Below are 18,256 nucleotides of genomic sequence, written 5' to 3'. Positions count from 1 at the left end.
ATGGGAATATTTAAAAGAATTTCCAATATTTTTAAATCAAAGGTTAACAACGCTTTAGATGAAGTGGAGAATCCAATAGAGCTTTTGGATCAGAAAATTAGAGATATGGAAGAAAGCTTAAATCAAGCTAAGTTATCATCTGCACAAATTTTAGGAAATGTTCATGAAATTGAAAAAAAGATGAAACAAGCTAAACAGACTTCAGAAGACTTTGATGAAAAAGTTAAACTTGCTCTTAGCAAGAATAACGAAGAACTAGCTAGAAAAGCTCTTGCAAAAAAAATAGAGGCAGATAATAGTTATAACTCTCTAAAAAGCAGCTATGAAGATGCACAAAAAAAGGCTGTTGCAATAAAGCAAAAGCTTCGAGATCTTGAGGAAGAAATAACAAAAACTAGAAGCTATAGAGATGAAGCCGCTGCAAGATATAATAATGCAGAAGCAAGTAAAAAGGTTAATGAAATTTTAGCAAACGTTGATGCTGGAACTAATAAAATTAACTTAGAGGATATAGAACGAAAATTAGTAAGAAAAGAAGCCTTAGCTGAAGGTTTAGGTGACTTAAGAAATACAGATTCATTAGAAGATGAGTTTAAGAAACTAGAAGAACTGAATCTTGATGAAGAATTGAAAAAATACAAACAGAATTAGTATATAAATATCTAAAGAGGACTCTGCATTTGCAGGTCCTTTTTAGATAATATAAATCATTCTAAAAAATGATTTATCCTCATCTATAATCTATCAACTTAATAAGTTATAAACATGCTTTTATACTTGTCCACAGTTTTCACGTTTTTATTAACAGTTTTTGTGGATAACTTATAACTATTGATAATATTAAATTTTAACAGGTTTCTTCAATACTTATTAACAATGTGGATAAACAACTTTGTTAATAATTTTAATATGTTTTGTTAAAACTTTGGATAACATCTTTCATATGACTATTTTTTTCTACTATTCTCAATAAAGTTATAGATTTTTACACAAAATATTGTACAAATAATTTATACTAAATTTTGTAATTAACTCCATATGACGTATAATATAAAAAATTCCTTATTTTTTACATTGATGCTATCTTTAATTTCTTTACTTATCTCAATACTAAACAGCTATTATTTTTTTCCACTAGTTACTATAAATAAAATACTATTTATCTATATTTTAACTTATATTTTCTATATTTTTAATATGAAGATTAAAAATATATTTTTGCATCTAGATTTTCGACATATAAAATAATAGATATCCATATAATTACTATTTTATATATACATTTTATATTGTTTTTTCATATAGTTGATTTATTTGGTTTATTTACTGTATATGCTATAAATCATTGATATATCTGCATTTTATAATATATCAAGAAATATATTTTCAATAAAAACATATTGACTTTTGTATTATTTGGTAGTATATTAACTATAGATGGAATTTAATAAGAAATTTGTAAAATTAATTAAAAAAGTATATTGACTTTTAATGTCATATTTGCTATTATTTAATTAGATTTATGTCGAATGATGTAATTAAAGGAGGATAACAATATGAAATCAACAGGTGTTGTTAGAAGAGTAGACGAGCTAGGAAGAATAGTTATTCCTATAGAACTTAGAAGAACTTTAGACATAGCAGAGAAAGATGCTTTAGAAATATATGTAGACGGCGAACAAATCATATTAAAAAAATATGAACCTGCATGTATATTCTGTGGAGATGCAAGAGATGTTGTAAATTACAAAGGAAAAAATATTTGCCAAAACTGCTTAAAAGAACTTAAAGGTGATAAGTAATATTTTTTATCCCACATGTTAACTGTGGGATTTTTACTTTTAAATTTAAACATAAAAAGGCTTACAAATTTTATAACTTGTAAGCCTTTCTTATGTTTACTTAACTCTTCTTGCTCCACTATAATCGGATCTATTTATTGGAGATATTTTAACTACATCCCCGGAATGAGGCGCATGTATGTATGCTCCGTTACCTACATATATTCCAACATGGTGCGCAGGAGATCCAAAGAAAACTAGATCACCTGGTTGAAGCTTATCTGATGCTACTGGTGTACCTACATTCTGTTGGTCTTCAGAAACTCTAGGCAAACTAATTCCAAAATGAGAATATACATAGCTAGTAAAACCAGAGCAATCAAATGTACTTGGTCCAGTACCACCCCATTGGTAAGGTGTTCCAATAAAATTTGATGCATATGCTACTATTGAACTGGATGATGCAGGTGTTACCGAACCCCCACTTGCTCCTCTAGATATCCTAGGAGCTGCAGCTCTTATTTTTTGTACTTGATCTGCTGCTGAAGCCACTAATCTTGTGTCTGAAATTCCAGCTGCTGCTAGCTCTTTTTCTTTATTTTCTAGATTTTTTACCATTTGTTGTTGATTAGCTTTATCATTACTAAGCTTGGACAATTTTTTCTCATTATCCGCTTTTAAAGTTAAAAGTTTTTTATTTTTTTCATCGAGAGCTTGTCTCTGTTTTGAAATTGCTTGTTTTTTATCTTTTAAATCACCAATTGCTTTGTTGTCAAAATTTATTACTTTTTTTACATTTTCGATTCTTGATATAAAGTCACCTAAGTTATTTGACTCTAGTATAACACCTAGATAACTATCTACTCCGTTTATGTACATAGCTCTCACTCTTTTATTAAACAACTCTTGCTGTCCCTGTATATTCTTTTCTGCAGTAGCTAAATCTGTTTCTGATTTTTTTATGTCTTTAGATATATTCTCTATATCTTTTTTATTTTTATCAATATTCTGCATTACATGTACTATTTCACTATCCAATTGTTCTACTTTTCTTTCTAAGTCACGTTTTTGATCTTGAACCTGCTTCAATGAAGTCGGTGTATTGGATGGTGCAGCTAAAACATTTCCGCTTATTGCTAAAGCTAAAGTTAAAGCCATAGCAATAGATGCCGTCTTCCTATTCATTTTCTTACCTCCTCAAATAAAAACAACCAAAAATGAAACTTTAATATAATAAAATTTCACTTTTAAATATAAAAATTTTAGTTAAATTGCTTCATAACTTTTATAGTAATTAATTACTCATAAAAATACATATACTCGTAATTAAATCTTAAATATACAAAATACGAAAGTTTTAGTAATTAATTTACATATTATTATTATAGCATTAGAATATATAAAATCTCAATGTTAATAAGTCAATTTTTTTAAATTACCGTGATTTTTTTACAACATTGTATAATTATTAGTAGATTTGGAAGACTTATTTTAGTAGTTTTTAGATTAAAACATAACATATTAACTGATTTTCATATTTTATATACTTTATAAATCAATAGAATACTTATATATTTCAGATTTAGATATCTTTCTATCTTTAGCTACCTTTTTTATAGCACTTTTTTTATCCATACCTTCTAATATATATTTTTTAATATGTTCTTCCACAGTAAGTGCTTGCCATTTGGATATTTCCTCATTGAGTAACTCTTCTTGTGATTTTCCCTGGATTACAAGAACAAACTCACCCTTAATTGATTTATCGGTATAATACTCTACAGCCTCTTCTAAACTCAGTCTCAAAATTTCTTCATGCAATTTAGTAAGTTCTCTACAAATAGATATTCTTCTATTCCCTAAGTTGTCTCTTAAAAACTTTAATGTGTCTTTTAATCTGTGAGGAGCTTCATAAAATATTAATGACTCACTTCTATCCTTTAATTCCTCAATTACTGCTCTTCTATCCTTGTTTTCCCTGGGTAAAAACCCTCTAAATGTAAACTTAGTTGTATCTAAACCTGAATACACTAATGCAGTTGTGACAGCAGTAGCCCCTGTTAACACTTCAAAATCTATGTGTTCTTCTATGCATTTAGATACTATTATACTCCCTGGATCTGATATTCCTGGTGTTCCAGCATCGCTAACCAATGCTATGTTTTTTCCATCCTTAAGTATTTGTATTAGATTTTCGCTTTTTCCTTGTTCATTATGTTGATGATAACTTATTAACGGCTTTTTTATATTAAAATGATTTAAAAGCTTAATGCTTTGTCTCGTATCCTCAGCAGCCACTATATCAACATTTTGTAATGTTTCTAAAGCTCTTAATGTTATATCTTTTAAGTTTCCTATAGGTGTAGGTACTATATATAACTTACCTATATTCATTTAGCTTCCTCTCCTTTGTTGTATGTTTTTCTTCCATATATATCATCAATTTCACTAGTATAATTTCCATCTAAATTATAGATGTATATAGGTTTTTCCCACTTTAGAAACATCCCCCCATTATTTTGACCTTCAATTAACACCATATTAGGTGCTTTATTGACATTTGGTTGAACCATTTGTATAAGCTTAGGTTCAATTTTATATGTCCTCATTGTACATATGATATCTGCTAGTCTATCCGGTCTGTGTATCATATATACTCTGCCATCGTGATTTAATACCGACTTGCATGCTTTAATTACATCTTCTAAGGTGCAGCATATTTCATGCCTTGCTATAGCATTCTTGTCATTAATATTTATAATACCTGAATTTTTAAGTTTATATGGCGGATTCACAGTTACTAAATCAACCTTAGGCATAGTTTTTAAAAAATTTATATCCTTAAGATCTTTATGTATAAACTTTATTTTATCTTGTAATTTATTAAACAATACAGATCTTTTAGCCATTTCAACCATTTCTTCTTGTATCTCTATTCCAATAATTTGCGAAGCTTTTGTTTTTCCAGCTAAAATGAATGGTATTATTCCTGTGCCAGTACATAAATCTATCACTTTTGCACAGTTTTTAATTCTTGCAAAATTAGCAAGTAACACAGCATCAACACCAAACCTAAAAGCATCCTTCTTTTGTATAACATGTATACCGTTTAACTGTAAATCATCTAAAGTTTCATCAGATTTTAATAATTTATATTCCATAAGTTATATCTCCATATTTATTTACTAATTCTTTTAGTTGTATCTATTACTTATTAATTATTATTTATACAATATAAATTGTCAAATAAATATAAAAATCCTTGGAATCAATTTAATATCCCAAGGATTTTTACTATTTACCGTTGGTTACAGGATTGTTTCCTATACCCTTGTTTTCTAGTTTATCAAACTTACTATTGACTATTATTATGTCAACTCTTCTGTTTCTAGCTCTTCCCTCTTCTGTTGAGTTATCTAAAATTGATCTATACTCACCATACCCTACTGCTGACATCTTTTGAGGTGGTATATTAGAGTTATCAATTAAAAATTGAGTAACATTAGCTGCTCTAACTGAAGATAACTGCCAATTTGAACCAAACTCTCCATTTCTTATAGGCACATTGTCTGTATGTCCCTCTATTCTCATATAATTATTAAGTTGATTAAGTATTTTTCCTAACTCTATAAGTTTTTTTTGCCACTCAGGCTTTATTTCTGCTTTTCCGGTATCAAAAAACAATGTATCATTTAAGCTGACTACAAGACCTCTCTCATCAATTTGTGTTGATACACTGCCTTTCATTCCACTTTTATCAAGATAAGAATCTACTTGCTTTTTTAGCTGTTCTAGTTTTTGCTCCTCTTGTACCTGCTGTAGTTCAGTCTCTGATGATTTCATATCTTGTGTTGTATCAACGCCATCTTGTACTGCAATGACAGACTTCCCTCCCCCCATAGCTATACTAAGGGATTGAGATAGTTGTTTAAATTTTACCTTATCTACATTACTCATAGCGTATAATACAACAAAAAGTATCATAAGTAAAGTCATAAAATCTGAATAGCTGAGAAGCCATCGTTCGTGATTCATATGTCCTTCTTCTCTTTTTTTCTTCATATCTCTGCCTTACCGTCCATTCCTTCGAACTTAGCAACTTCATCTTTATTCAAGAATCCTTTTAATTTTTCTGCTATAGTATTAGGATTTATTCCTTCTTGTATGTATAATATTCCTTCAATTACAAGTGACTTTTCAATAAATTCCTTATCATCTAATGCTTTTAATCTATTACCTATTGGTAAAAATATGAGATTTGCAGATGAAAGACCATATAATGTAGCTATAAATCCAGCAGAAATTTTAGGTCCTAAAGTATTGGGATCTGATAAATCAGCTAAAATATGAACTAATCCCATTACTGTACCTATAATACCCAGAGTAGGAGAATATCCACCAGCTTGTTCAAATATTGCAGCAGATTTTCTATGTCTCTCAGAGGTAGATTCTAGTTCCAACTCCAAAATACTTCTAACGGCTTGAGGATCTACACCATCCACTACCAATTGAAGTCCCTTCTTAATAAAAGGGTCTAAATTAGGATCGGCGGATATTTCTCCCTCAAGGCTTAACAACCCATTTTTTCTAGTTTTGTAAGATACATCTCTAAAATATGCTACAAGTGCTGGCATGTCTACTTTTTTAGGATTCATAAGCACCTTAATCATCCCTGGCAACCTTTTTAAAATTTCCGAAGGAAACGTAAGTCCAACCGCACCAGCTGTTCCACCAAATACTATTAACGCTGGTGAAAGTAACAAAAGAGCTGTTATATGTCCTCCCTCTAATAGGAATCCTGCTATAACAGAACCCATTCCAAATATAATGAAAATAATAACATATATATCCATATTTATCCTCCACCTAGTAAAGTTTAAAGAAAATATTATTATAATTTTTATGCTTATATAATAAATATTCGTATAAACTTAGTTAACCTTTAATGGTAACAATTATAAATTACATAATGTTTATAGTACTTGTAAATTAAAAAAGCTGCTATAAAAGCAGCCTTTTTAACTTAAATTATTCTTGAACTGGAGCTCCAACTGGACAAACATTAGCACAGTTTCCGCAATCGATGCAAGCACTTGCATCTATATCAAATTGAGTATCTCCTTGACTTATAGCGTTAACTGGACATTCTGAAGTACAAGCTCCACAGCTTACACAAGCATCTGTAATTTTATATGCCATATGTAACACCTCCTTAAAAGTTTAGATGATTAACATCTACTTCATATTCTATCACGTTTATATAAATTTTTAAAGCTATTTTATTACAAAACTGCATATCCCAGGTCTTCTAAGGACTGAATTAAGTGTTCATTACTTACAAAAAAGTCATCGTATATTACACTTACTTCCCCTTTTTCCTTGCTAATCTGACAAGCTACTACTCCTTCATTATTTGAAATAGCCATTCTTATTTTATTCACATCGCTGACAGTATTCATATTGCAGACCTTTAATACCGACTTCATGTTCTACCTCCTAATCTTCCTTAAATAGCTCTTTAATTATTTCTGCATCTTCAACATTTTCAACTTCCACATCTATTTTAATTTCATCTTCACTAACGCTTCCTTCAAAACCTCCTGAAATCAGCTCTACTTCTGATATTGGTATTTCTTTTATAGTTTCTTCTCCATCTTGAATCTTAATTTTTACTTTTACACTTTCTTTTACTACTGAATTTGAAACCACTTCACCTTTACCGTATGGAGTTTTAACTATAGATTGAACCTTAGGTAATTTTTTTCTGATTTGTTCATAAGTTTCTTGTTCATAATTCAAGCAACACATTAATCTTCCACAAATGCCAGAAATTTTAGTAGGGTTTAAGGATAGATTTTGCTCCTTTGCCATTTTTATTGATACTGGGGCAAAATCCCCCAAAAATGTAGAACAACATAAGGTTCTTCCACAAGGCCCAAGTCCACCAATCATCTTTGATTCATCTCTAACACCAATCTGTCTTAATTCAATTCTTGTTCTAAATATTGCTGCTAAGTCCTTTACAAGTTCTCTAAAGTCCACTCTTCCATCTGCAGTAAAGTAGAATATTACTTTATTGTTATCAAATGTATACTCTACATCTATAAGCTTCATTTTCAAGCTGTGATGCTTAATCTTTTCTAAACATATTTCAAAAGCTTCTTTTTCTTTATCTTTATTTTCTCTGTGCTTATTTATATCCTCATCAGTTGCTATTCTTATTACACTCTTAAGTTGAGATACTATCTCACTTTCATCGATCTGTTTAGGTGCTATAACACAATGACCAAATTCTACTCCCCTTGCCGTTTCTACTATTACACTATCATCCTTATTTACTTTCAATTCGCCTGGTGAAAAATAATAAATTTTACCGGCTTTTTTAAATCTAACTCCTACGACTGTTACCATGTCATACCTCCTGCATTTTCACCAACATAGAATTAAATACTAATGTTGCATTAACGTTTCTTTCTAGTTTTTTTCTAGTGTCTTTTATAATATTAATAATATCATTTAACTTGTTAAAGGAAAACATTTCTGCTATATCTTTTATTTCTTTTATCTTATCTACATTTATTATTATATCCTTGTTTCCAGTTTCCTTGTATATTAAAGTATCTCTTATATATGAAAGAAAATAAGTTAAAAGCTCTTGCCATTCATTTTTATATTTTAAAAGGAAATCTTCGTGTATTAATACCTTATCTAATGTATTTTCACATATATTTCTTAAGATTTGTATTGTTGTATCCCGCATTTCCCGCAGTGAGTTGTCTTCTGTAAATCGTTCAGCTCTACCAGGTATACCATCACTAAAGGCAGCAATTACTTTTAATTCTTCCTCTGACTTATTATGATATCTAGTATTTAAAAAAGCCCTCATTTCATCTTCATTTAATCTATTAAGCTTATATATTTGACATCTTGACTTTATTGTATCTAATATGTTATCCAATTTTTCACACAAAAGTATTATAAAAATTCCATTGGGTGGTTCTTCTATAGTCTTTAAAAATGCGTTTTGTGCCGCTTCTGTCATAGTATCAGCCTGATATAATATAATTACTTTTCTATCATTTTCATAGGGTTTCTTATTAGTTTCTACTATTATATTTTTTATTTCATCAATCCCAATAGACTTTTTATCTTTTGCAAGTCTAAACTCTACTATATCTGCATATTGCTTTTGTTTCCATTTTCCTAAGAGCCTTATAGCAGTGTCTTTTGCTATAAGACTCTTCCCTATACCATCTTCACCTACAATAATATGAGCATGAGAAAACCTATTATTTTTTATTGAATTCACAATTTGTAATTTTATATTCTCATGCCCTATTATCGCATCAAAACTCAATGCTCTACACCTCCATTTTAAATCTTAACAAACTTATCTACATCAACTACAAATATAGTAGCTCCACCAACTTCTACTTCTAGTGGGTATGGTATATAAGCTCCCGTTGTACCAACAGCTGGAGAAGGCGATGTAACGATTTGCTCCCTTGTCTTACATACTTCTTCTATCATTGATATAACCGTATCTACATCTTTTTCATCTACACCAATCATAAGTGTGGTATTACCCGATTTTAAAAATCCTCCTGTGGTAGCTAGCTTAGTTACTCTGAATTCTTTATCGGTTATATTAGATATAACATCTCCCGCATCATCATCTTGAACTATAGCAATAACAAGTTTCATCTTCTCATCTCCTTTTTATTTTACCCCATTATATATATCTTAAATTTAATATATTAGATTATGTTTAAAACTATTTATATTAATTTTATCATAAGTTTACTAATTATATTATTGTTTTTACTTTTTCATAGATTTCATTATGTATATCTTCAATAGATTTAATTTTACAATCTTTTATGCACTGTACTCTGTGCCAATTATATTTTTTAGCTACATCTTTTGAACTATTATATGAATGAGCTAGATAGTTATAGTCTTTTTCATGTATGTCTTTATCATCATCCCCAGTTATTTTGTTAGCTCTGTCAGACATGAGTCCCTTACTATATTCCGGTGGCATATCTAAGAATATAACACAATCTGGAATAGGTAATTGGAAATTTTTAAACTCAAAGTCCCATAACCAATCTAAAAATTTATTTCTTTCATCTAAATCCTTGATTTTAGAAGCCTGATGTATCATATTTGCCGTAGTATACCTGTCTGCTATTATTATACCTCCATCTTCATAAAACTCTTTCCAATGAATTTTATAAGACGCAAATCTATCTACAGCATAAAAAGTAGATGCCACATAAGGATTTACATCCTCAGGCTTATCTCCAAAGCACCCTCCCAAATACATTTTAACTAAAGCTGAAGATTGACTATTATAATTTGGATACTCTACTTTTTTTACATTATATTCTTCTAAAACTAATCTATCATATAGTTTTTGAGTTTGAGTGGCTTTTCCACTACCATCGCAGCCTTCTATAACTATAACCTTCCCTTTTTTTGAACTCATTGTTATTACCCTCCACTAATACAAACTAAAGCTTTTTAACTACTTTTATTTGCTGTTTATCTATACCTAAGATATCTACACCACTAGTTTTATAATAATGTATAGATTCCAAACAATTTTTATCAATTATCTCTCCCATAGTTACAATTGGAATTCCAGGAGGATAAGGTACTATACTATCGGCACTTATCCGCCCTAAAGACTTATCTAGATCCACATGCTCTTTTTCATTATTCACAACTTCAAAAGGCAAAAGACCTGTTTTCGGAATTTCAGATTGTATTGGTTTTATATTTTCAGATTTTATGTTAGTAAGATCACACTTTTTTAAGCAATCATATAATTTCTTGAATTCCCACGTCTCATTAAAGGGTGAAAAAATCATTACTACATTTGAACTATCACTCATTTCAACTTGAATACCATTATTTCTAAGATATTTTTCTAACAAATGACCACTATATTTCTTATCCAGGTTTAATACATACCTGCTTATATCTATATTTGAGACGTAATCTAATTTGTTAATACTATTCTCATTACTATTATAAACCTCTTCGTTAAATCTACTTATATCTTCTTTTCCAATTACATGAATCCCATGCAATCTATTTATTTTGTTTCTATAGTGATTTGCTATACCCAGAAGTTTTTCATACTGTTCTCTACCATAGTTCTCTAAATAGAATCTAGCATAATCCATAGCACATAAGAATAAATAAGAAGGACTTGTACTTGAAAATGCACTAAAATAAAAATCTACCACTCCAATATCTTGTCCATTATTTACATGAAGATATGATGTTTGGGTTAGGCTGCAAAGAGTCTTATGCGCACTAGTTACTATCATATCTGCTCCTAGCTTAACAGCACTTTTAGGCAAATCATCTTGAATACCAAAATGAGATCCATGGGCTGAATCTACTAATACCTTTACTCCAAGCTTTTTGCACTTATCTATTATGTACTGTAAATTGCTGCATACCCCATAATAATTAGGATATGTAATAATAATACCTTTGGCATCTTTATTATTATTTATAACCTGTGAAAAATGCTCCAAATCTAAAGATAAAGGAGCATTTAATCTCTCACTTATTTTATTTTTTATATATACAGGCTTAAGTTTTCTCATTATTATAGCATTGAATATAGATCTGTGGCAATTTCTCTCTACAAGTATCTTATCCCCTTCATTAAAGCTGCTAAATATCATAATCATATTTCCTGATGTGCTTCCGTTGACTAAAAAGTAAGATTTTTTACTTTTATAAAAGGATGTTAACATATGAACAGCATCCTTAATTATACCCTCTGGATTATGAAGGTTATCTACTCCATCTACTTCTGTAATATCACACTTTAAAAAATTTTCTATAAACTCCCTACCTACTGGAGTACTCATAAAACCATTTCCACCCTTATGCCCAGGCATATAGAAAGAAATATTATTTTCTTTAATGTATCTTAAAACACCTTCTACAAGTGGTAATTCTGACAATTTATTTCCTCTCCTCTTATGACAGATTGTACAATGGACTTTCGTATACAATCCTTATAATAGGAATAAAAATCTGTGTTAACATCTGAATTTATAACTCTTTCTTCACAAGATTTGCAGATTCTTCTTCCATATATAATTATACCATTGTTTAGAGGCTTTCCGCATATAATACAGCTTTGTTTTTTCATTTGATATCCCCCTCTTATCGAAATTATTGATATCTTAAATTTTTGCCTCCTATAGTATATAATATTCACTTACACCTATAAATTTATTTTGTCCACAAAAATAATTGAACTCAGTGTAATAAAAATTTTTATTACACTGAGTTCAATACTATTATTAATCTTTTACTGTAACAAGCGTACCAATTGGTATGTTATCCTGAATCCATTTTGCATCATCTATAGGTAACCTTATACAACCATGTGATGCCTTTAATCCTAGTTTTTCATATTCAGCTTCTATAGGGTATCCACTTAAATTATATAAAACACTATGGAATAGAAAATTATTATCTATCCTTGTCCAATAATAACATATAACAGTATCTGATGCATAAAAAGATGGGCCCTTACCGCCTATTAAAAATCTTCCTGATGGAGTAGGTGTATCATCCGTGCCAGTAGAACACATAATTTCTTTCACTAAATCTTTGCCATTAAATATATATACTTTCTGCTTTCCTTTATCCACTAGTATATTGTATGATCCTGTAGGTGTTACTGTCTTTACCATGTTCTTAGGTACATAACCTTTAATATAATTTAATGTGTCATAATCTAACACTTCTACATAATAATAATCATCCTTGCTATCTAACACCTTCACCTCTGGAAGGCTTCCATAGGTTGATCCAACATTAGGTGCAGAGGAGCTTGCATATTGCTTTATATATACTCTATTAGTTTCTGAAGTATTCATAACACTGAAGGAATTTGTCCATTCAGGAGGTTGAGGACCCTTAGGTTTCTCTGGCTCTGGTGGTTTCTTTTCTAATCCTATTAAGTATAAGCTTCTTAAAGAAACAGCACCTTCTGCACCTAATATATAAACTTTTTTAGCCGAGGATAGTATACTCTTAATTTTATTTTGCTCATCCTCATTGATATCATCATTAACTAATATTAATGGTGATTTACTTTTTTGTGCTAACGCTGATCCAGAAAGAGAATCTGGAAAATTTGCTGCTGATGCAATATATACATTATTTTTATCTAATACATCTGTAAACCTACTTATTATCTGGAGATTTGTGTCGTACCTGTTTATTCCAGCTATTCTTTCAGAATTCTTAAACTGAGCTTTCACACTTTCACTTATAGATCCTTCTGATCCTATTATGTATGTATTAGTAATATTATTACTTGCTAATAAGCTTTTTACCGAATCAGGTATGTTGTCTTTACTCACTAGTATAATAGGCATGTCCATAATTCCAGCAATAGGTGCTATGGATAACGCATCTGGATAATTTTCACCTGATACTACTGTAATTCTATCCTTTATACCTACATAGTTTGCAACTAAAGTAGCTGTTTCGTATCTATCTTTTCCACCTATACGTTCACATTTTATTCCCATACTATTGATAGCATTTTCAACATCTTTAGATATTGAATTACCTATTACAAACACCTTAGATATATTGTAATTTTTAAGTTGCTCAGTAGCTCTTCTATCTAAAATTTTCTCAGTAGTAAGTATTATAGGTGCATCATATTTTTTTGATAAAGGAGCCGCACAGAGAGCGTCTGGGTAATTCTCACCAGAAGCAAGTATTGCATAGCCAGATTTAGAATTAAAATCCTCCATAATTTTCATAGACGTATCGTATCTATCAGTACCTCCATATCTCTGATAACTACCTTGTGCATAAACCTTTGTGGTACTGCTAATAATAAATAAAAGTAAGAATAAAATTTTAAATTTAATCTTTTGATTGTTAAATAATATTATACTAATCACTCCCCACTTAAAAATTTTATCAAATAGACATATATTTATTTTAGACATATTTTACAAAATTTACAAGTGAATAAAGTTACATTTTTTAAATAATGTTACTGGAGGTATTTACATGAAAAATGAAATAATTAGCCATCTCAATACTCTTAAGGAAGATATTTTAAAACTATCAACATACCTTTATGAAAATCCTGAAGAAAGTTTTCATGAGTATAAAGCTTATGATTACATAGTAAATATGCTAAAAAGTAATAACTTTAATGTTACGGAAGGTTACCTTGAGATGCCTACAGCCTTCTATGCACAATATGGTACAGGTCACCCTAAAATTTGTTATATATGCGAGTATGATGCTGTTAAAGATCTAGGGCATATATCAGGCCATAATTTAATATCTTCTATATCACTTGGGGCAGCTATATCACTAGCAAAGGTATTGCCTAAAGAAAAAGGCAGTGTTATCGTACTAGGCTGTCCTGGTGAATTTATAGGAAGTTCTAAAGTAACAATGACAAAACAAGGAACCTTTGATGACATTGATGTAGTTCTTATGGCACATCCTGATATAGTAACGGCTGAAAGCGGATCATCTAAAGCAGTCCTTCCTATAAAAATCACTTATAGAAGTAATCAAGGATTTACTTATAGAAAATCCCATGGGCATTCCGCTCTGGACGCATGCCTTTTTACGTTTAACACGTTAAATCTTCTTGAAAAAGGCTTTACAGATGACTCTACTATAGATGGAGTTATACTAAAGGGTGGAGATTCTCCATATCTATTACCATCAATAACTGAGTCTAAGTTCTATATTAGATCTTCAGAAATGTCTACAGCCTGTGCTATAGAGAAAAGAATTAGAGAGTTGGTTAAGACTACTAGCTATATAATGAATGTTGACTCAGAAGTTTGCTTGTATGAATTACCTTATGATGAACTTATACCAAACAGTGTCTTATCTAGGGTATTCTGTCACAATCTAAAAGAAAGTGGCATAATAGAAATAGAACCTCCTAAAAATACAAATTCATCACTAAGCTTAGGTACAGTAAGTCATATTGTACCATGTATTCATCCATATATATCAATAACAGAAGATGTAAATACAAATTATCCATCAGCAGAGTTTGCTATGGCAACAACCTCTTACTTTGCACAAGATAGAGTTCTAAAGTCAGCCCAGGCCCTTGCATTAACTGGATTAGATTTAATTGAAAATGAATCTATTCTTAATCAAGTAAAAACTGAATTTTATAGTAGAAAAGGAAAAGGGAATACATAGACTCTTTTCCTTTTCTATATTTTACACATATTTTTATCTATTATTAAATAAAATTTATATTAATTTACTCTAATATATTTAAGTTAATGATAAAATATATACATAAATATTTTATCAAATATAATATATTTATAAATAACCTAATACAACTAGGAGGAATATATGATTTCAATTTACAAAACTTTAGATGAATCAGGGGTATTACAATCAATAGATACCATTGAACCTGGATGCTGGATAAATATTGTTGCTCCTTCCGAAGAGGAACTTTTATTAATATCTAAGAAAACTAGGGTTTCTCTAGATTTTTTAAAATCTGCTTTAGATGAAGAAGAAACATCTCGTATTGATATGGAAGATAACAATTTGTTAGTAATTGTTGATATCCCCTTCACAGAGATGGAAGCTAATTCACTCACATATGATTCATACCCTTTAGCAATAATACATACAGAATCATTAATAATAACTGTATGTTTAAAAAATAGTAAAATACTCACGGATTTTATAGACAGAAAGGTTAAATCCTTTTTTACCTTTAAACGCTCCAGATTTATTCTTCAAATACTCTATAGAATAGCAAGTTATTACTTATTATACTTAAGACAAATAGATAAAAAAAGTGTTATGATAGAACAGCGACTTCATAAGTCAATGAAAAACAAGGAACTAATACAGCTTTTATCATTAGAAAAATCCCTTGTTTATTTTTCTACTTCTCTTAAATCAAATGAAATTACTCTAGAGAAGATGTTAAAATTAGAACTGCTACAAAAATACCCTCAAGACCAAGATATACTAGAAGATGTTATTATAGAAAATAAACAAGCTATAGAAATGGCTAATATTTATAGTAACATACTAAGTGGAACAATGGATGCATTTGCTTCTGTTATATCTAATAATCTTAACATAGTTATGAAATTACTGGCATCTATAACTATTGTTATGTCTATTCCAAACATAATTTTTGGCTCTTTTGGAATGAATGTAGATGGAATACCCTTTAGCAATAGTCCTAGTGCTTTTTGGATAGTTTATTGTCTAGCTGCAGTAATATGTTTAATTGCTATAATTATATTACGAAAAAAAGGATTATTTTAGATAAAGGATGTGGTAATTTGTTAGCTAAAAGGTTACAAAAAGGGGATACAATTGGACTAGTATCTCCTGCTGGACCTGAAAATAAAGGAAAAATACAAGAAAGCATTAAATTAATAACAAATCTAGGTTTTAAAATTAAAGAAGGTAAACACATCTATGATAAATATGGGTATCTTGCTGGGAAAGACGAAGATAGAGCAAAAGATCTTATGGATATGTTTGTAGATAAGAATGTTAAAATGATACTATGTGTAAGGGGTGGTTATGGCACTATGCGACTTCTTCCTCTTATAGATTTTAGTGTCATAAAAAACAACCCTAAAATATTTGCTGGTTTTAGTGATATTACTACATTATTAAATAGTATAAACAGTAGATGTAACTTAATAACTTTTCATTCACCTATGTGTAATTCTAGTTTATCTGATAAGTATACTTTAGAAAGCTTTCTTAATACACTTATGAATGGTAATGCAGCTTATATTCTAGAAAATCCTGAAACATTTCCTGTAAAGTCCTATTCATCAATTCCACATATTACTGGCAAACTAGTTGGCGGTAATCTTTCATTAATATGTAGTACTTTAGGTACTCCTTTTGAAATTAATACCGATAATAAAATTTTATTTGTAGAGGATGTTGGAGAAGAACCCTATAGAATTGATAGAATGCTTACTCAGTTACTTCTAGCAGAAAAACTTCAGAAATGTAGAGGATTTATATTGGGACAATTTACAAAATGTGAACTTCCTGATTATGAAAGAAGCTTAACCTTGGATGAAGTTATTGAAGATAGACTCTTGAGTCTAAATAAACCAACACTACTAAACTTTCAATCTGGTCACGGATACCCAAAGCTTACTGTTCCTATAGGCGCTAATGTTAAAGTTCACTTTAAAACAGGTAAAATTGAAATATTAGATTCAGTAGTATGTTAATAAAAAAACACTCCGTATTTTACGGAGTGTTTTTATGGAGGCGCCACCCAGATTTGAACTGGGGATAAAGGTTTTGCAGACCTCTGCCTTACCACTTGGCTATAGCGCCATATATATTAAGGTTTAATACTTTTATATTATAACATCTTTAAAACTATTTGTCAACAGTTCTTGTCCATATTACTTTTATAAATTCTCTATAAATGGAAATTATTTATATGATATAATAATTATAGGAGAGGTGATATTATGTCTTATGAAGAATTAAAGTCAGCTATAAATTCTAGTAATAACATTGTTTTTTTTGGTGGTGCAGGAGTATCTACTGAATCATCAATTCCAGATTTCAGATCTGAAGCTGGATTATATAAAACTAAAGATAACTTTTCATATCCACCAGAGGTAATGCTAAGTCATTCTTTTTTTATTTCAAATACTGAAGACTTTTTTGATTTTTATAAGAAAAAGATGATATATAAAAACGCTAAGCCTAATGCTGCTCATATTTCATTAGCAGAACTAGAGCGTGTGGGCAAATTAAAAGCTGTTATAACACAAAACATTGATGGTTTACATCAATTAGCTGGTTCCAAGAATGTATTTGAACTTCATGGATCAATTCATCGAAACTATTGTATGAAATGTGGAAAACATTTTGATTTAGATTATATAGTATCTAGTGAAAACATAGTTCCTAAATGTGATGAATGTGGATCAACTGTAAAACCAGATGTAGTGCTTTATGAAGAAAACTTGAATATGAATGTTTTAAATAAGTCTGTTGAAGCCATAAGGAATGCAGATGTACTTATAGTAGGAGGAACTTCACTTGTAGTATACCCAGCTGCAGGTTTAGTAGATTATTTTAATGGAAATAAATTAATTTTAATAAATAAATCTTCCACATCTTATGATAACAGAGCTGATATAGTTATAAGTGATAGTATAGGTAAAGTATTAGGTAGCATTCTATAAAAAAGAATAGCATACCTAACTCTACTTATTTTATCTGATAACTACCCGTTCTAACATTCCCATCTTTATCTGTTTATAACGTTAAAAATTTATCTTAAACAATAAAAGAGTACTAATATAAAATTAGTACTCTTTATACCTAGCAGCGACCTACTCTCCCACAGGGCCTCCCCTGCAGTACCATCGGCACGGTGAAGCTTAACCGTCGTGTTC

20 protein-coding genes and 1 tRNA gene are annotated in these 18,256 nt (G+C 29.9%); 6 read left to right on the top strand and 15 right to left on the bottom strand.

The annotated features are described in order from the left end of the window. Both HGI79_RS13260 and HGI79_RS13255 read left to right on the top strand, forming a co-directional pair. Window positions 1-651 (top strand): PspA/IM30 family protein, encoded by a 651-nt coding sequence (locus tag HGI79_RS13260; protein ID WP_185651174.1) that lies wholly within the window; start codon window positions 1-3, stop codon window positions 649-651. A 905-nt stretch (window positions 652-1,556) separates the two neighbouring features. Continuing rightward, window positions 1,557-1,802 (top strand): AbrB/MazE/SpoVT family DNA-binding domain-containing protein, encoded by a 246-nt coding sequence (locus HGI79_RS13255; RefSeq protein WP_185651173.1) that lies wholly within the window; start codon window positions 1,557-1,559, stop codon window positions 1,800-1,802. 96 nt (window positions 1,803-1,898) lie between these two features. Here HGI79_RS13255 and HGI79_RS13250 read toward each other — a convergent pair whose 3' ends face one another. From HGI79_RS13250 to HGI79_RS13185, 14 genes are all read right to left on the bottom strand, one after another. Continuing rightward, window positions 1,899-2,966: a C40 family peptidase gene (locus HGI79_RS13250; protein ID WP_185651172.1), complete on the bottom strand. Its 1,068-nt coding sequence runs from the start codon at window positions 2,964-2,966 to the stop codon at window positions 1,899-1,901. Window positions 2,967-3,329: 363 nt separating this feature from the next. Further along, a complete protein-coding gene (gene rsmI / locus HGI79_RS13245; RefSeq protein WP_185651171.1) occupies window positions 3,330-4,175 on the bottom strand; it encodes a 16S rRNA (cytidine(1402)-2'-O)-methyltransferase in 846 nt (281 codons plus the stop codon). Continuing rightward, on the bottom strand, window positions 4,172-4,942 hold the full coding sequence (locus HGI79_RS13240; protein ID WP_185651170.1) for a tRNA1(Val) (adenine(37)-N6)-methyltransferase: 771 nt from the start codon (window positions 4,940-4,942) through the stop codon (window positions 4,172-4,174). The genes rsmI and HGI79_RS13240 overlap by 4 nt, the downstream gene beginning before the upstream one ends. A gap of 133 nt (window positions 4,943-5,075) precedes the next feature. Further along, window positions 5,076-5,843 carry a flagellar motor protein MotB gene (locus HGI79_RS13235; RefSeq protein WP_185651169.1) on the bottom strand — a complete coding sequence of 256 codons (768 nt, stop codon included), beginning with the start codon at window positions 5,841-5,843 and terminating at the stop codon, window positions 5,076-5,078. Continuing rightward, window positions 5,840-6,634 carry a flagellar motor protein gene (locus HGI79_RS13230; protein WP_185651168.1) on the bottom strand — a complete coding sequence of 265 codons (795 nt, stop codon included), beginning with the start codon at window positions 6,632-6,634 and terminating at the stop codon, window positions 5,840-5,842. The genes HGI79_RS13235 and HGI79_RS13230 overlap by 4 nt, the downstream gene beginning before the upstream one ends. Before the next feature lie 175 nt (window positions 6,635-6,809). After that, window positions 6,810-6,980 carry a DUF362 domain-containing protein gene (locus tag HGI79_RS13225; protein WP_185651167.1) on the bottom strand — a complete coding sequence of 57 codons (171 nt, stop codon included), beginning with the start codon at window positions 6,978-6,980 and terminating at the stop codon, window positions 6,810-6,812. Window positions 6,981-7,063: 83 nt separating this feature from the next. Further along, a complete protein-coding gene (locus tag HGI79_RS13220; RefSeq protein ID WP_185651166.1) occupies window positions 7,064-7,267 on the bottom strand; it encodes a heavy-metal-associated domain-containing protein in 204 nt (67 codons plus the stop codon). Between the two features lie 10 nt (window positions 7,268-7,277). Beyond that, window positions 7,278-8,192 carry a stage 0 sporulation family protein gene (locus tag HGI79_RS13215; protein WP_185651165.1) on the bottom strand — a complete coding sequence of 305 codons (915 nt, stop codon included), beginning with the start codon at window positions 8,190-8,192 and terminating at the stop codon, window positions 7,278-7,280. Window position 8,193: 1 nt separating this feature from the next. Then, on the bottom strand, window positions 8,194-9,138 hold the full coding sequence (locus HGI79_RS13210; protein ID WP_185651164.1) for a DNA polymerase III subunit delta': 945 nt from the start codon (window positions 9,136-9,138) through the stop codon (window positions 8,194-8,196). Between the two features lie 17 nt (window positions 9,139-9,155). Continuing rightward, window positions 9,156-9,485, bottom strand: coding sequence for a cyclic-di-AMP receptor (locus HGI79_RS13205; protein ID WP_185651163.1), 330 nt, complete (start codon window positions 9,483-9,485; stop codon window positions 9,156-9,158). 103 nt (window positions 9,486-9,588) lie between these two features. Further along, on the bottom strand, window positions 9,589-10,272 hold the full coding sequence (locus HGI79_RS13200; protein WP_185651162.1) for a thymidylate kinase: 684 nt from the start codon (window positions 10,270-10,272) through the stop codon (window positions 9,589-9,591). 25 nt (window positions 10,273-10,297) lie between these two features. Beyond that, window positions 10,298-11,773, bottom strand: coding sequence for an aminotransferase class I/II-fold pyridoxal phosphate-dependent enzyme (locus tag HGI79_RS13195; RefSeq protein ID WP_185651161.1), 1,476 nt, complete (start codon window positions 11,771-11,773; stop codon window positions 10,298-10,300). After that, window positions 11,752-11,964, bottom strand: a complete 213-nt coding sequence (locus HGI79_RS13190; protein ID WP_185651160.1) for a sigma factor G inhibitor Gin — start codon at window positions 11,962-11,964, stop codon at window positions 11,752-11,754. The genes HGI79_RS13195 and HGI79_RS13190 overlap by 22 nt, the downstream gene beginning before the upstream one ends. Before the next feature lie 154 nt (window positions 11,965-12,118). Further along, window positions 12,119-13,792 (bottom strand): cell wall-binding repeat-containing protein, encoded by a 1,674-nt coding sequence (locus HGI79_RS13185; RefSeq protein WP_185651159.1) that lies wholly within the window; start codon window positions 13,790-13,792, stop codon window positions 12,119-12,121. A gap of 64 nt (window positions 13,793-13,856) precedes the next feature. On the opposite strand from HGI79_RS13185, the gene HGI79_RS13180 reads away from it, so the two are divergent. The 3 genes from HGI79_RS13180 to HGI79_RS13170 all read left to right on the top strand — a co-directional run bounded on the left by HGI79_RS13180 (window position 13,857) and on the right by HGI79_RS13170 (window position 17,068). Beyond that, window positions 13,857-15,026 carry a M20 family peptidase gene (locus HGI79_RS13180; RefSeq protein ID WP_185651158.1) on the top strand — a complete coding sequence of 390 codons (1,170 nt, stop codon included), beginning with the start codon at window positions 13,857-13,859 and terminating at the stop codon, window positions 15,024-15,026. Window positions 15,027-15,188: 162 nt separating this feature from the next. Further along, window positions 15,189-16,130: a magnesium transporter CorA family protein gene (locus HGI79_RS13175; protein WP_185651157.1), complete on the top strand. Its 942-nt coding sequence runs from the start codon at window positions 15,189-15,191 to the stop codon at window positions 16,128-16,130. Window positions 16,131-16,147: 17 nt separating this feature from the next. Beyond that, window positions 16,148-17,068 (top strand): LD-carboxypeptidase, encoded by a 921-nt coding sequence (locus tag HGI79_RS13170; RefSeq protein ID WP_185651156.1) that lies wholly within the window; start codon window positions 16,148-16,150, stop codon window positions 17,066-17,068. A 35-nt stretch (window positions 17,069-17,103) separates the two neighbouring features. On the opposite strand, the gene HGI79_RS13165 is transcribed toward HGI79_RS13170, so the two are convergent. Continuing rightward, window positions 17,104-17,177: transfer RNA gene (locus tag HGI79_RS13165), tRNA-Cys, on the bottom strand. Between the two features lie 140 nt (window positions 17,178-17,317). Here HGI79_RS13165 and HGI79_RS13160 point away from each other — a divergent pair. Next, entirely contained in the window at window positions 17,318-18,043 is a 726-nt protein-coding gene (locus tag HGI79_RS13160; protein WP_185651155.1) for an NAD-dependent protein deacylase, read from the top strand. The last annotated feature ends 213 nt before the right edge of the window (window positions 18,044-18,256 follow it).

The sequence above is a fragment of the Clostridium sp. DJ247 genome (assembly GCF_014231265.1).
The sequence above is the reverse complement of the archived record's forward strand: the minus strand, read 5'-3'. Positions and strand labels throughout refer to the sequence as shown.